Consider the following 12922-nt stretch of genomic DNA (forward strand, 5'->3'; position numbering starts at 1 on the left):
CGCGAAAGGAACACATGTCGAGATCCGCATTGAGTGCCAAGGTGTTTGCCGTTTACCTGTTCGTCGTCGGGCCCGTGCTGGTGTTCGCGCCGAACGCGCTGCTGTCGTTGTTCGGGATCGCGCCCACGGGTGAGGTCTGGATACGCGTCGTCGGCCTCCTCGCGTCCTGTCTCGGTGTGTATCTCTGGATTTGCGCCGGGTTCAGGCCGTTTCTCGAAGCATCGGTCTACACGCGCATCCTCGTTTTCGTCGTGTTTCTCGTATTCGCGATCAAGGGCCTCGTCAGTCCGATGATCGTGGTGGTCGGCGTGATCGATCTGTGCGGGGGACTCTGGACGTGGTTCGCGCTGAAGGCGGATGCCCGCTCGTCCGCATCCGCCCTGGCAGCGCAGCGCTGACGGGGCGTCGAGGCGATAAAAAGCCGCGCATGAGGCGCGGCTTGTTATCGTTCGGTGCTGCGATCAGCGGTGCCAGCCGCCGCGATCGTGGCCGCGGTCCCAGCCGCGGTCATGGTCCCAGCCGCGATGCCAGCCGCGGTCGTGATCGTACCCGCGGCCGCGTTCGACGACGACGACGTCCGGGCGCGCATCGTAGTAATAGCGCTGCGGCTCGACGTACACGGGGCGCGACTCGACGTACACCGGGCGGGGCTCGACGTAGGTCGGTGCCGACTGGTAATAACCCTCGGAATAGCCGCCCGAGTAGCCGCGGTTGCGGTAGTAATAGTCGTCGTTCGTGCGGGCGGAGTTGCCGACCGCGGCACCGATGACGCCGCCGACGATGGCGCCGTTGCGGCCACCCACGCCACCGCCGATGGCGGCGCCGGCCAGCGCGCCGACGACCGTGTTCACACCCCGATCGTCAGCCATCGCCGTGGAGGACACGGCAGCTGCGGCCAGGAGCATGGCACCAATGCATTTTTTCTTCAACATGGCTTGTTCCTTGCGCCTCAACGGGGGATCGGGATGATCGCGACTACGCCAGGCATGCAAGCATCATAGATCGGGCACCGGATGGTGCCACGCGTTAATACAGATTATTACAGTTGCTTCCGGGTCGGTAACATAAGCGCCGGAAACGTGTTTCTGCCCTTGCAGTCGGCGCCGGCTGCCCCATCTTGGAAGGATTATCGACTGATCCGACTCCACCATGGCGCGCCGACGTTCGTTCGTTTCCATTCTTGCCATCCTGGTGCTGTTGCATGCGTACATCGGCTTGCGGCTGTTGCCTGGCATGGGCGCCGGCCCGTTCGGGATGCTGGCGGGGACGGTGCTGCTTGCCGTCTCGGCCGCGCTCGTGCGCATCGGCCTCGTCGCGCCGAGCCTGCGCCGCACGCGCTGGTCCGGACCGCTGACGTGGGCCGGGCTGCTGGCCATGGGTTTCTTTTCTTCGCTGTTCGTGCTGACGCTCGTGCGCGACGTCGTGCTGCTGGCACTGGCGCTCGGCGGCGCCGGCGGGCCCGGATTCACCCGCCACAGCGCCGTCGCCGTGCCGCTGGTGGCGCTGGCCGTCACGCTCGTCGGCTTCATCAATGCCCGCCGCGTGGCGCGCGTCGTCAGGGTCGAGGTGCCGATCGACGGCTTGCCCGAAGACCTGCACGGGTATTCGATCGCGCAGATTTCCGACATCCACGTCGGCCCCACGATCCGCCGCCCCTACCTGAACGCCATCGTCACGAAGGTCAATGCGCTCAAGCCGGACGCCATCGCCATCACGGGCGACCTCGTCGACGGGACCGTGCAGCGCCTCGCCCTGCACACGGAACCGCTGGCGCGGCTGTCCGCGCCGGACGGCGCCTTCTTCGTCACTGGCAACCACGAATATTATTCTGGCGTCGATCAGTGGGTGACCGAGGTGCGCCGCCTCGGCCTGCGCGTGCTGATGAACGAGCACGTGATCCGGCACCGGGGCCGCGCCAAGGTCATGATCGCCGGCGTTACCGACTATACGGCCCAGCATTTCGATCCCGCCCACAGGAGCGATCCGCACCTGGCCGCCGCCGGCGCGCCGGACGACGTCGCCGTGCGCATTTTGCTGGCCCACCAGCCGCGCAGCGCGCCGGCCGCGGCCGAGGCCGGCTTCGACCTGCAATTGTCCGGCCACACGCACGGCGGCCAGTTCTTCCCGTGGAATTTGTTCGTGCCGTTGCAGCAACCGTTCGTGGCCGGCCTGAACCGCGTGCGCTCGCTGTGGGTGTACACGAGCCGCGGCACCGGCTATTGGGGACCGCCCAAGCGCTTCGGCGCGCCGTCCGAGATCACGCTCGTGCGCCTGGTGCCCGGCCGCGTCTGACGGCCCGCGGCACGGGTGGATATATGTACGCCAATATATTTCCACAAACACAGTGGGATGCGTTATCGTTTTGGTTTCGTCACCGACCAAAGGATCGCACGCATGAACCGCCGTCTCTGTCTTCCTGCCCTGAGCCTGATCGCCGCCGCCTGCATGCTGGGCGCCACCGCGAGTGCCGCCAATCCCGGCAATGATCCGGCCGCGCTCGCCAAGGTGCGCGATACGGCGTTGCAGAGCGATTACGCCTACCAGCGGCTGGAGGACTTGACGGACCTCGTCGGCCCGCGCCTGTCGGGCTCGCCCGGCGCGGCCGCCGCGGTGACCCAGGTCGCCGCCGAATTGCGCAAGCTGGGCGCCAAGGTCACGCTGCAGCCGATCAAGGTGCCGCACTGGGTGCGCGGGGAAGAGAAGGGCGCGCTCGTCGACTACCAGGGCCGGCCGGCCGGCGTCACGCAGAAGATCGTGCTGACGGCGCTGGGCGGCTCGGGCGCGACGCCGGCCGCCGGCATCACGGCGCCCGTGATCGTCGTGCGCACGTTCGAGGAACTCAAGGCGCGCGCGGCCGAGGTCAAGGGCCGGATCGTGCTGTTCGACGTGCCGTTCGACCAGAACATGGCGGACCGCGGCCTGGCCGGCACCGCGTATGGCCAGGCCGTCGCCTTCCGCGGGGCCGGCCCGCGCATGGCGGCCGAGATGGGCGCCGTGGCGGCCCTCGTGCGCGCCGTGGGCGGCGCCGCCTATCGCATTCCGCACACGGGCGCGACCTTGCTCAAGGACGATGCGCGCATCCCCGCGGCGGCCGTCACGATCGAGGATTCGCTGCTGATCAGCCGCCTGTCGAAACGCGGCCCCGTCACCATGCACCTGACGCTGACGCCGCAGATCCTGCCGGACGCCGACAGCTATAACGTGATCGCCGACTGGCCGGGCACGGACAAGGCGGACGAGATCGTGCTCGTGTCCGGCCACCTGGATTCGTGGGACCTCGCGACGGGCGCCAACGACGACGGCTCGGGCGTCGTCAGCGCGATGGCCGTGATCGATACGCTGCGCAAGCTGGACTACCACGCGCACCGCACGATCCGCGTCGTCGCCTGGATGAACGAGGAGAACGGCGGACGCGGCGGGCATACCTATGACGCCGTCAACAAGAACGTCGCCGACAAGCATTTTGCCGCGTACGAGGACGACGGCGGTTCGGGCCGTCCGTTCGGCCTGCACGCGGGCATCAGCCTGGCGGGCGCCAAGCTGCTGGCGCCGCTGCAGGCGGCCTTGTATCCGATGGGCGCGGGGGCATTCCGGCGCGACGACGTCGTCGGTTCCGGCGACCTGCACGACCTCGAGGATTCCGGCGTGCCGAGCTTCGAGCCGTGGATCGATTCTGCCGACTACTTCAATTATCACCATACCCCCGCCGATACCTTCGATAAGGTGAACCCGGAAAACCTGCGCCGCCACGCCGCCGTGATGGCGACGACGGCCTGGTTCCTGGCCAATATGGACCAGCCGCTCGGCCGTGCCAACGCCGCGACCGAGGCGAAGGCCGCCAAGTAACACGGTCGTCGACGCGCACGGTCGTTGACGGGCGCCGCGCACCGTCTACGCGTGCGCGTTCCCATGCCTCCCATCCGGCCGTCGCGCCGTTCCGGGCGCGGCACCACCCGTTCCCGTTACCCGGCGTCGATGCGCCGGATCGCGCGCGCGTGGCCGCGGAACGGACGGCCGTACACGGTCTGGATGCCGCTGGCAAAATTCTGCCCCCAGACCAGTTGCGGCCGCGTATCGTGCGGTTCGTTCGACCAGTACCACACGCGATCGAAGCGCTCGCGCAGGTTGGCGAACAGCAGGGCAAGTTCGCGCCGCGTCGGCAACTCCCCATCCTGCGCGGCGGCCCATTCCCGCGCGGCCGGCCAACTGACGTCGGACGTGTCGTCCGCCAGCAGCACGAGGTGGTAGTCGGACTCGCCGTTCTTGCCGAGTATCAGGCCGGCATAGGCTTCGCCTTCCTTCAACATTCCTTGGATCCTCAGGTAATCACCCATTGCGCAACCCTTTCGTCATGTCTTCATGTCTTGCGGTCTTTGTATGACCATCGATCGCTGCGCTTGGTTGCGACGTTCGATACGACCTAGCTCATAACGGAGTGCGCTGCAGTGGTTCTCAACTTTTCGCGGACACTGTTCAAAGGCAACTGTTAAACGGGCGCACGAGGTCGCGCCCATCTCGTCCGCAAAAAGTTTGCAATTGCAAATCAGTAAGCTATTGATTCTCTTGGGTAATGTTGCTTAGCAACTCGTTACCATGGGAAATTTTTTTTCGAAAAAGTTGAACCAAGGCAGTTTCCTTGCGTCAAAGGGTTATCTTCACTTTTTAATGCAAGGAAACTCTCCGATGAAATTTGCTTCGAACGTCCGTCTGAACTCCCTGCTGTCTTGCAGCGCCGCAGTCCTGTTGTCCGCCGGTGGCAGCGCCATGGCGATGACCACGCCGGCCACGACCTATAACTATTACGTGTCGCCGACCGGTTCGGACACGGCCGCGGGCACGAAGGCCGCGCCGTTCAAGACCCTGGCCCGCGCCGCCAAGGCCGCGACGCGCGCCGGCACCACGGTCTGGGTTGCACCGGGCACCTATGCCGGCGGTATCAAGACGACGTACAGCGGCACCAGCTCGGCCCGCATCTACTGGGTGTCGACGACGAAGTGGGGCGCCAGGATCGTTCCGCCGGCCAGCTCGACCAACAACAATGCGTGGGACAACCGCGGCAACTACGTGAGCATCATCGGCTTCGACGTCGACGGCACGAACTCGGGCAGCGGCACCAAGTGGACCCACGGTATCTACACGGGCGGTTCGTACGGCATGATCGCGGACAACCACATCCACAACATCGCGAAGTCCGTCTCCTGCACGAGCGCCGGCGGTTCGGCGATCGGCGTGGACAGCTATTACCACGGCGTGATGACGGATGTGATCGGCAACGTCGTCAACGACATCGGCCCGGCCGGCTGCACGTACGTCCAGGGCATTTATTTCAGCACCTCGGGCTCGATCAAGAACAACCTGGTCTACCGCGTGGGCGCGGTGGCGATCCACCTGTGGCACGACGCCAATCACGTGGTCATCACCAACAACACGGCGGCGGCATCGAACTTCGGCATGGTGATCGGCGGCGGCGACTTCTATTACACGACGGCCGGTGCGAACAATGTCTTCGTTGCGAACAACATCGTGTACGACAACAAGTACGGCATCTCGGAGCAGGGCGTGACCGGCAAGCAGAACGTGTACAAGAACAACCTCGTGACCAAGAACTCGACGTACAACATTTCGCTGCGCAATGGCCTCGTCGCCACGGCGACGGTCAGCTCGGACCCGCTGTTCAAGGGCTATTCGCGCACCGCGACGACGCCCGATTTCCACCTGACCACCAGCTCGCCGGCAATCGGCCGCGGTATCGCGACGAACGCCTACCCGACCGACCTGGGCGGCAAGCCCCGTAACGCCACCACGGGTTACGACATCGGCGCCTACCAGCACTGATCCGGTCACTTACCCGGTAGTACCGGTCCGGCTTGCCGGACCCCAAGCGCCCGCGGCGCCCTGCCGCGGGTTCGCCTCCCAGTGTTGCGCCTGCTGACACCGACGCTGCCGGCCTTGCGCCCGCGGCAGGGGAACCCACGCACTCAAGGAATGTAAATGAAACAACGACTCAATATCGCGTCCAATACCCGTATCAACGCACTGCTGTGCAGCAGCGCCGCCGTTCTCCTGGCCGCGTGCGGCGCCGCCGGCGCCGCGTCGGCCCAGACGACGGCCCATGTCTACACCATTACGGGTGCCGGACCAACGAGTGAGCCGAATGCGGCCGGTGCCGCATCGAAGGATTTCGCCCTGACGGGCTACGACATCAACCCGCTGGCCGGCGCCGGCTCGCTCAACGGCGCGATCGCCAGCCCCGCCGCGGGCGCCGCCGGGACGCAGCCCCGCCTGCTCGCCGGCGTCACGGCGGCCAATCCGTCGTCGTCCGCCGTGACCACGGCAACCGCGCAGGTGACCCAGCTGTACCAGAGCCTGCTTGGCCGCGCGCCGGATGCGGCCGGCCTCGCGTACTGGAGCCAGGCAGTGGCCAGCGGCGTGCCGCTCTCCGCCGTCGAAGCTGCCATCCGCAGCAGTGCTGAATACATGAGCCTGCATAACTCCACGGGCTCGACGGTGACGGTACCGGCGACGCCGTATAACTACTACGTGTCGCCGACCGGCTCGGACACGGCCGCGGGCACGAAGGCCGCGCCGTTCAAGACCCTGGCCCGCGCCGCCAAGGCCGCGACGCGCGCCGGCACCACGGTCTGGGTTGCGCCGGGCACCTACGCCGGCGGCATCAAGACCACGTACAGCGGCACCAGCTCGGCCCGCATCTACTGGGTGTCGACGACGAAGTGGGGCGCCAGGATCGTCCCGCCGGCCAGCTCGACCAACAACAATGCGTGGGACAACCGCGGCAACTACGTGAGCATCATCGGCTTCGACGTCGACGGCACGAACTCGGGCAGCGGCACCAAGTGGACCCACGGTATCTACACGGGCGGTTCGTACGGCATGATCGCGGACAACCACATCCACAACGTCGCGAAGTCCGTCGCCTGCACGAGCGCCGGCGGTTCGGCGATCGGCGTGGACAGCTATTACCACGGCGTGATGACGGATGTGATCGGCAACGTCGTCAACGATATCGGACCAACGGGCTGCACGTACGTCCAGGGCATCTACTTCAGCACCTCGGGCACGATCAAGAACAACCTGGTCTACCGCGTGGGCGCGGTGGCGATCCACTTGTGGCACGACGCCAATCACGTGATCATCACCAACAACACGGCGGCGGCATCGAACTTCGGGATGGTGATCGGCGGCGGCGACTTCTATTACACGTCGGCAGGCGCGAACAATGTCTTCGTTGCGAACAACATTGTGTACGACAACAAGTACGGCATCTCGGAGCAGGGTGTGACCGGAAAGCAGAACGTCTACAAGAACAACCTGATCTACAAGAACACGACGTACAACACCTCGCTGCGCAATGGCCTCGTCGCCACCGCGACGGTCAGCTCGGACCCGCTGTTCAAGGGCTATTCGCGCACTGCGACGACGCCCGACTTCCACCTGACCTCCAGCTCGCCGGCAATCGGCCGCGGTACCGCGACGAACGCCTACCCGACCGACCTGGACGGCAAGCCCCGTAACGCCGCCACCGGTTACGACATCGGCGCCTACCAGCACTGATCGCTGCACGCAGGGCGGCGCCGGTTCGGCGCACGGGCCCGGTTCGGGAAGATGCGTTCTTCCTGGACCGGGCCTTTTTGTTTACATCGCCAGGAAATAGTTTTGTCCTTGTATGTTCATTACCGTAGGAAATTTTTTTTCGAAAAGGTTGAACTAAGGCAGTTTCCTTGCGTCAAAGGGTTATCTTCACTTTTTAATGCAAGGAAACTCTCCGATGAAATTTGCTTCGAACGTCCGTCTGAACACCCTGCTGTCCTGCAGTGCCGCAGTCCTGTTGTCCGCCGGTGGCAGCGCCATGGCGATGACCACGCCGGCCACGACCTATAACTATTACGTGTCGCCGACCGGTTCGGACACGGCCGCGGGCACGAAGGCCGCACCGTTCAAGACCCTGGCCCGCGCCGCCAAGGCCGCGACGCGCGCCGGCACCACGGTCTGGGTTGCACCGGGCACCTATGCCGGCGGTATCAAGACGACGTACAGCGGCACCAGCTCGGCCCGCATCTACTGGGTGTCGACGACGAAGTGGGGCGCCAGGATCGTCCCGCCGGCCAGCTCGACCAACAACAATGCGTGGGACAACCGCGGCAACTACGTGAGCATCATCGGCTTCGACGTCGACGGCACCAACTCGGGCAGCGGCACGAAGTGGACCCACGGTATCTACACGGGCGGTTCGTACGGCATGATCGCCGACAACCACATCCACAACATCGCGAAGTCCGTGACCTGCACGAGCGCAGGCGGTTCGGCGATCGGCGTGGACAGCTATTACCACGGCGTCATGACGGATGTGATCGGCAACGTCGTCAACGACATCGGCCCGGCCGGCTGCACGTACGTCCAGGGCATCTACTTCAGCACCTCGGGCTCGATCAAGAACAACCTGGTGTACCGCGTGGGCGCGGTGGCGATCCACCTGTGGCACGACGCCAATCACGTGACCATCACCAACAACACGGCGGCGGCATCGAACTTCGGCATGGTCATCGGCGGCGGCGACTTCTATTACACGACGGCCGGTGCGAACAATGTCTTCGTCGCGAACAACATCGTGTACGACAACAAGTACGGCATCTCGGAGCAGGGCGTGACCGGCAAGCAGAACGTGTACAAGAACAATCTCGTGACCAAGAACTCGACGTACAACATTTCGCTGCGCAATGGCCTCGTCGCCACCGCGACGGTCAGTTCGGACCCGCTGTTCAAGGGCTATTCGCGCACGGCGACGACGCCCGACTTCCACCTGACCACCAGCTCGCCGGCAATCGGCCGCGGTATCGCGACCAACGCCTACCCGACCGACCTGGACGGCAAGGCCCGTAACGCCACCACGGGTTACGACATCGGCGCCTACCAGCACTAAGCCTGTCGCGCCCCTGGACTCTCCGGGGGCGACGCAAGCGGCGGCCCGCATGCCTTCCGGTGTGCGGGCCGTTTGCTTTGGATCGGTCGATGCTTCAATCGTCCAGGGGCGTGGTGATGCCTGGCCCGTCCGCCCCGGCCCGGTTCACGGCCGTGCTGACCTTGTACCAGTCGAAGGCGTCGGCCGGCACGGCGGCATGGCGCGCCAGCTCGATCGCCTGCTGGGGCGACAGGTCCGGATCGAGCCACAGCTTCGCGGCCTCGGCGTCCAGCACGACGGGGCGGCGGTCGTGGATGTCCAGCATGCCGCCGGACGCGTCGTCCGTGACGATGACGAAGCCCGCTTCCGCCCGGTTTTCGGCGAACGGGCCGAAGTTGGCAACGGCCAGCATGAACAACGGTTGATGATCCTTGCGGTGGATGTGCCAGGGTTGCTTGTGACCCTTTTCTCCCGTCCATTCGTACCAGCCTTCGGCCGGCACGACACCGCGCCCGTTCTTGACGAGCCGCGACCAATAGCGGTTGGCCAGTTTTTCCAGGCGCGCATTGATCACGATCGGCACCTTGCCCTCGGCCCATTTGGCGCGATAGCTCCAGAACACATCGTCCACGCGGTGCTCGCCGTCCTGCACGTGCATGACGGGCCGATAGGTGCCCGGCGCCGCGTTCGGCGTCGGCCTCGACTCGCTGTCGAGCACGGCGTCGGTCCAGCCGATCAGGTTGGCGTACTGGCGCGCCGTCTGGCTTTGGTCAAATCGTCCACACATGGGGCGATGGTAGCGCAGATGGGCGACGGCGGTCGTCCGTTAGGGCGGCCCATATCGCCGTCCCCGAAATATTTTGTGTCTCCCCCCTAAACAATTTCCAGAACGCACGGATACCTTGTGATCGGCGGTGGGCCGGCTCGACCTGGGCGCCCACCGCCCAACAACACCAACAAGCCTGCTGCGGCAGGCGTCTACACAAGGGATGGCGGCGATGGTTGCGATTACTGGCGGGCAGGGTCTTGGAGTGAACCTGGGTTTGGCGGGCGTGTTGGGCGACCGCGGACTGGCGGGGCAGGCACAGGCGGGCCGCAACGGCCAGCGGGTGTATGTGAACGGCAGCACCGGGAACCTCGTCGTGCAGACGCAGGACGAACAACTGTTCGACCACGGCCTGGACCTGGGCGTCGTGCGCACCTATAACAGCCAGGGCCAGCTGGACGCCAACGCCGCCGACAACGCCAGCACCGGCCTTTACGCGCGGCGCATCGAGCTGGCCGAGGGGGAACTCGGCGGCTACGGCAGCACGTTGCGCCGCACGGCGCGCGACGGGACGCAGACCGCCTGACGGGCGTGGTCGTCGATCTCAGCCCGGAAGACAACAGTGTGGCCGACGGCCAGGTGTACCGCACCGATTACCGCTATGACGGCGACAGCCTGCGCCTCGCGTCGATCGCCCAGAGCGACGGCGGCTCGCTGGCATTCTCGTGTGTCGAGCAGGATGGCGTGTACCGGATCGCCGCGGTGTCCGAGGGCGGCGTCAGCAATCCGGATGGCAGCTACAACATCGCCATCACCGGATGCTCCTTGGTCGTATGGGGCAGGTGGCCCGCGCCGTGCCTCCGACGCTTTGTAAGCAGGGCGAGACGACCTGTTTTCGTGCCAACTCAAGGGATCGCGATTGGTGTTGGTCTGCCGCAGCGGCGCTGTCGTGGGGCTGAAAACCCGCTGCATCGTGCATCCTGGCGCCAATAGAGGATCGGTACGCAAAAGGAGCTTGAACTGGTTTTCCCTGAACAGATGGAGGATTCGGTGTCAAAATTCGAGGGTGTATCGCGCCGGGGAGCAGGCGCGTGTATTAATTTCTCTCGATTTCAAGATCGGAGAGGTCGCCTATTCAGTAGAGGATTCGTACTCGGAGCGGACGAAGCAGGGTATACCGCGGTGAAAGTGGTCGTCGGCCGCAAGGAAACGAGTCTTTCTTGCCGCGGCAATGCGACGGTCGGTTCGGAGTTCGAAATGATCTCCCAGAAGTTGGACCAACTTCAAAAATGAAAAGGGCGGACAGTATCTTAAGAAATCAATCCGTGGCGCTCACATGACGTCAGGCGGATGGTACAGGTGCTGGCCGGGCTCGATCGAGATCAAGCCGCGCCCGAGCCGCGCTGCGTACAGCGTTGTTGTGGTCGCCAGCTCAGCTCCCTCTAACCTGATAACAATCGGAGATAACGAACTTGATCAAACCAAGGATTTTTTCACGACTGTTGATCGTTTTTATCGCTGCACTGCACGGCTTGGGTTCGGCGACGCCACTGGGGACGTCGCCGCAAGGCCTCTGGACCGGAACGCTCGGTAATAATGAGATCGTTGCGTGTTTCGACCGGCGTGGTGAGAACGAAAGGCCGCATGGAAGCTATTACTATGCTCGATATTTGCGCCCGATTTCCCTCACACCGCAGGCCGGTAAGGGCGAGTGGACCGAAGGCCCGGATGCAAGCTGGATACTGACCTCCATCGACGATACCCAGCTTAACGGCGTATGGCGCCGGAGCGATGGCCACGGGGATTTACCCGTACATCTGAGTCGTTTGTCCGGTACGAGCGCACGTCACGGTTGCGGTAGTGACTTGTATAACCTTCCTTTAGAAAGGGAAGCCAGTCGGGTTGCGATTGGGCCGATCAAGTATTTCGGACAAAAGCGCTACCGGCCAATCTCGATTGCCGGCGTCCAGTTGATCGAGTTGGTCGATAAAGGGCCTGGCATCGCAGCGATCAACCGGCAACTCCGTGCTGAACTGCCGGGTGGCGATGGCGATGTCAGGGCGCTGCGCGAGCAGTTGCGGGAACTCGTCAAGACGCAGGGCCGCTACGTGTTCGACACGGTCAGCGCCGAGCCGATCGAATGGAACGACCGGTTGGTCACAATCCAATTGCACCGGGATTTCGCAGGCGAAGGAGCGGCTGGCGCCGAAAATGGATTTCGTACCTGGAACGTCGTGAGCGGCGCCGAAATCGATCCGTGGCGCTGGCTTGGTGGCGCGTCCGGGCGTAGCGCCGATTTGTCGCTTCCTGTGATACGCAGGACGGGCGTGTTGTCCGCGAAGTTGAAGAGTTACCTGATGAAGGTTGCTCATGTAGGTAGCGAGTGTCGCGCTGTGTACGATGAATCTTCGGTCGCCGGAGTTCACGTTTGCGAAATCGGCGTCGAGTTCCTGCTGGGAAATACGTTTCATCCGGAATGCATGCAGAACGTGCTCGTTTCGCCTGAGGCAATGCAGCCGTTTTTGAATACGGAAGGGAAATCCGGATTCCGATGGCTGACCAAAAGATAGTGCCGGATCTCGTCTGTATAATCGACATGGTGTGCTTGGGACGGTTTGCGACCAGCGCCCAAGCGAACGCTGCCAATTCCTTGTGCGCGCCGAACGAAGACGTGTTTTTCAATTTCCCGCTCAAGGACACGGTGCTGCAACAGGTGGGCGGGACGTTGACCCTGCTCGGCGAATTGATCGGCGTTCTCGACGTGGGAGCCGTAGCCACGCACGGCTATCGCGACCTTATTCTTGGTGGGCCGGGCTACTGTGGCAACCAGGTTTACCATTGGACCGGACGCGCCTACGCTTACGTCTGCAACGCGCCCGGCGACATGGACGCCAAACTGCGCCGCACGTGCACGGCTGCGCCGAGCAGGATCCGATGGTGCAGTGCAGGAAGGACGCCCGACCATAATCGTATCCATTTGGTGATGAACCTGACAGAAGGCGATACCGCGTTTACGAAGGACGAGGCGAGATACTGGTTCTGGAGGGATTCAAGGGCTCGAAAAAGTGACTCCGGTTTCAAGGGGCACCGGCTTCGGTTTGCAGCAAGTTATCTTTGCCGTTTTTGACTACAAGCCTAAATTCATTGTTCAATTCGGCATCGCTTTGAGATTCGATGTAATCGAGGATGTCGTGACGCAGTGTTGGCGTACGCCCCCGCAGTCCCGGGCACACCCGGTG

Annotated in this window: 13 protein-coding genes; 10 read left to right on the plus strand and 3 right to left on the minus strand. The window is 63.9% G+C overall.

Annotated features, from left to right (window positions below):
* Window positions 1–14 precede the first annotated feature (14 nt).
* Window positions 15–398 (plus strand): hypothetical protein, encoded by a 384-nt coding sequence (locus ACEN9Q_RS08985; RefSeq protein WP_495628119.1) that lies wholly within the window; start codon window positions 15–17, stop codon window positions 396–398.
* A 63-nt stretch (window positions 399–461) separates the two neighbouring features.
* Here ACEN9Q_RS08985 and ACEN9Q_RS08990 read toward each other — a convergent pair whose 3' ends face one another.
* Entirely contained in the window at window positions 462–932 is a 471-nt protein-coding gene (locus ACEN9Q_RS08990) for a hypothetical protein (RefSeq protein ID WP_495628120.1), read from the minus strand.
* 217 nt (window positions 933–1149) lie between these two features.
* Here ACEN9Q_RS08990 and ACEN9Q_RS08995 point away from each other — a divergent pair, with 217 nt between their 5' ends.
* Window positions 1150–2292: a metallophosphoesterase gene (locus ACEN9Q_RS08995; RefSeq protein WP_495628121.1), complete on the plus strand. Its 1143-nt coding sequence runs from the start codon at window positions 1150–1152 to the stop codon at window positions 2290–2292.
* 102 nt (window positions 2293–2394) lie between these two features.
* Window positions 2395–3846 (plus strand): M28 family peptidase, encoded by a 1452-nt coding sequence (locus tag ACEN9Q_RS09000; RefSeq protein WP_495628122.1) that lies wholly within the window; start codon window positions 2395–2397, stop codon window positions 3844–3846.
* Between the two features lie 116 nt (window positions 3847–3962).
* Here ACEN9Q_RS09000 and ACEN9Q_RS09005 read toward each other — a convergent pair whose 3' ends face one another.
* On the minus strand, window positions 3963–4307 hold the full coding sequence (locus ACEN9Q_RS09005) for a DUF1566 domain-containing protein (RefSeq protein WP_229412789.1): 345 nt from the start codon (window positions 4305–4307) through the stop codon (window positions 3963–3965).
* Window positions 4308–4683: 376 nt separating this feature from the next.
* On the opposite strand from ACEN9Q_RS09005, the gene ACEN9Q_RS09010 reads away from it, so the two are divergent.
* The 3 genes from ACEN9Q_RS09010 to ACEN9Q_RS09020 all read left to right on the plus strand — a co-directional run bounded on the left by ACEN9Q_RS09010 (window position 4684) and on the right by ACEN9Q_RS09020 (window position 8938).
* Entirely contained in the window at window positions 4684–5835 is a 1152-nt protein-coding gene (locus tag ACEN9Q_RS09010; protein WP_495628123.1) for a choice-of-anchor Q domain-containing protein, read from the plus strand.
* A gap of 156 nt (window positions 5836–5991) precedes the next feature.
* Window positions 5992–7572, plus strand: a complete 1581-nt coding sequence (locus tag ACEN9Q_RS09015) for a right-handed parallel beta-helix repeat-containing protein (protein WP_495628124.1) — start codon at window positions 5992–5994, stop codon at window positions 7570–7572.
* A gap of 214 nt (window positions 7573–7786) precedes the next feature.
* A complete protein-coding gene (locus ACEN9Q_RS09020; RefSeq protein ID WP_495628125.1) occupies window positions 7787–8938 on the plus strand; it encodes a choice-of-anchor Q domain-containing protein in 1152 nt (383 codons plus the stop codon).
* A 94-nt stretch (window positions 8939–9032) separates the two neighbouring features.
* Here ACEN9Q_RS09020 and ACEN9Q_RS09025 read toward each other — a convergent pair whose 3' ends face one another.
* Window positions 9033–9704: an SOS response-associated peptidase gene (locus ACEN9Q_RS09025; protein ID WP_495628126.1), complete on the minus strand. Its 672-nt coding sequence runs from the start codon at window positions 9702–9704 to the stop codon at window positions 9033–9035.
* 244 nt (window positions 9705–9948) lie between these two features.
* Between ACEN9Q_RS09025 and ACEN9Q_RS09030 the strand changes: the two genes are divergently transcribed.
* The 4 genes from ACEN9Q_RS09030 (at window position 9949) to ACEN9Q_RS09045 (ending at window position 12810) form a co-directional block, all read left to right on the plus strand.
* Window positions 9949–10269, plus strand: coding sequence for a hypothetical protein (locus ACEN9Q_RS09030; protein WP_495628127.1), 321 nt, complete (start codon window positions 9949–9951; stop codon window positions 10267–10269).
* A 5-nt stretch (window positions 10270–10274) separates the two neighbouring features.
* Window positions 10275–10676, plus strand: a complete 402-nt coding sequence (locus ACEN9Q_RS09035; protein WP_495628128.1) for a hypothetical protein — start codon at window positions 10275–10277, stop codon at window positions 10674–10676.
* A gap of 479 nt (window positions 10677–11155) precedes the next feature.
* Window positions 11156–12253, plus strand: a complete 1098-nt coding sequence (locus ACEN9Q_RS09040) for a hypothetical protein (RefSeq protein WP_495628129.1) — start codon at window positions 11156–11158, stop codon at window positions 12251–12253.
* Window positions 12235–12810 (plus strand): hypothetical protein, encoded by a 576-nt coding sequence (locus ACEN9Q_RS09045; RefSeq protein ID WP_495628130.1) that lies wholly within the window; start codon window positions 12235–12237, stop codon window positions 12808–12810. Before ACEN9Q_RS09040 ends, ACEN9Q_RS09045 begins: the two co-directional genes overlap by 19 nt.
* Window positions 12811–12922 lie beyond the last annotated feature (112 nt).

This window comes from Massilia sp. Masssp93 (assembly GCF_059491295.1).

Coding starts and splice junctions, on each gene's coding strand:
- ACEN9Q_RS09010 (WP_495628123.1), top strand. CDS start 4,684: ATGAAATTTGCTTCGAACGTCCGTCTGAACTCCCTGCTGTCTTGCAGC.
- ACEN9Q_RS09020 (WP_495628125.1), top strand. CDS start 7,787: ATGAAATTTGCTTCGAACGTCCGTCTGAACACCCTGCTGTCCTGCAGT.
- ACEN9Q_RS09025 (WP_495628126.1), bottom strand. CDS start 9,704: ATGTGTGGACGATTTGACCAAAGCCAGACGGCGCGCCAGTACGCCAAC.
- ACEN9Q_RS08995 (WP_495628121.1), top strand. CDS start 1,150: ATGGCGCGCCGACGTTCGTTCGTTTCCATTCTTGCCATCCTGGTGCTG.
- ACEN9Q_RS09015 (WP_495628124.1), top strand. CDS start 5,992: ATGAAACAACGACTCAATATCGCGTCCAATACCCGTATCAACGCACTG.
- ACEN9Q_RS08985 (WP_495628119.1), top strand. CDS start 15: ATGTCGAGATCCGCATTGAGTGCCAAGGTGTTTGCCGTTTACCTGTTC.
- ACEN9Q_RS09000 (WP_495628122.1), top strand. CDS start 2,395: ATGAACCGCCGTCTCTGTCTTCCTGCCCTGAGCCTGATCGCCGCCGCC.
- ACEN9Q_RS08990 (WP_495628120.1), bottom strand. CDS start 932: ATGTTGAAGAAAAAATGCATTGGTGCCATGCTCCTGGCCGCAGCTGCC.
- ACEN9Q_RS09005 (WP_229412789.1), bottom strand. CDS start 4,307: ATGTTGAAGGAAGGCGAAGCCTATGCCGGCCTGATACTCGGCAAGAAC.
- ACEN9Q_RS09045 (WP_495628130.1), top strand. CDS start 12,235: ATGGCTGACCAAAAGATAGTGCCGGATCTCGTCTGTATAATCGACATG.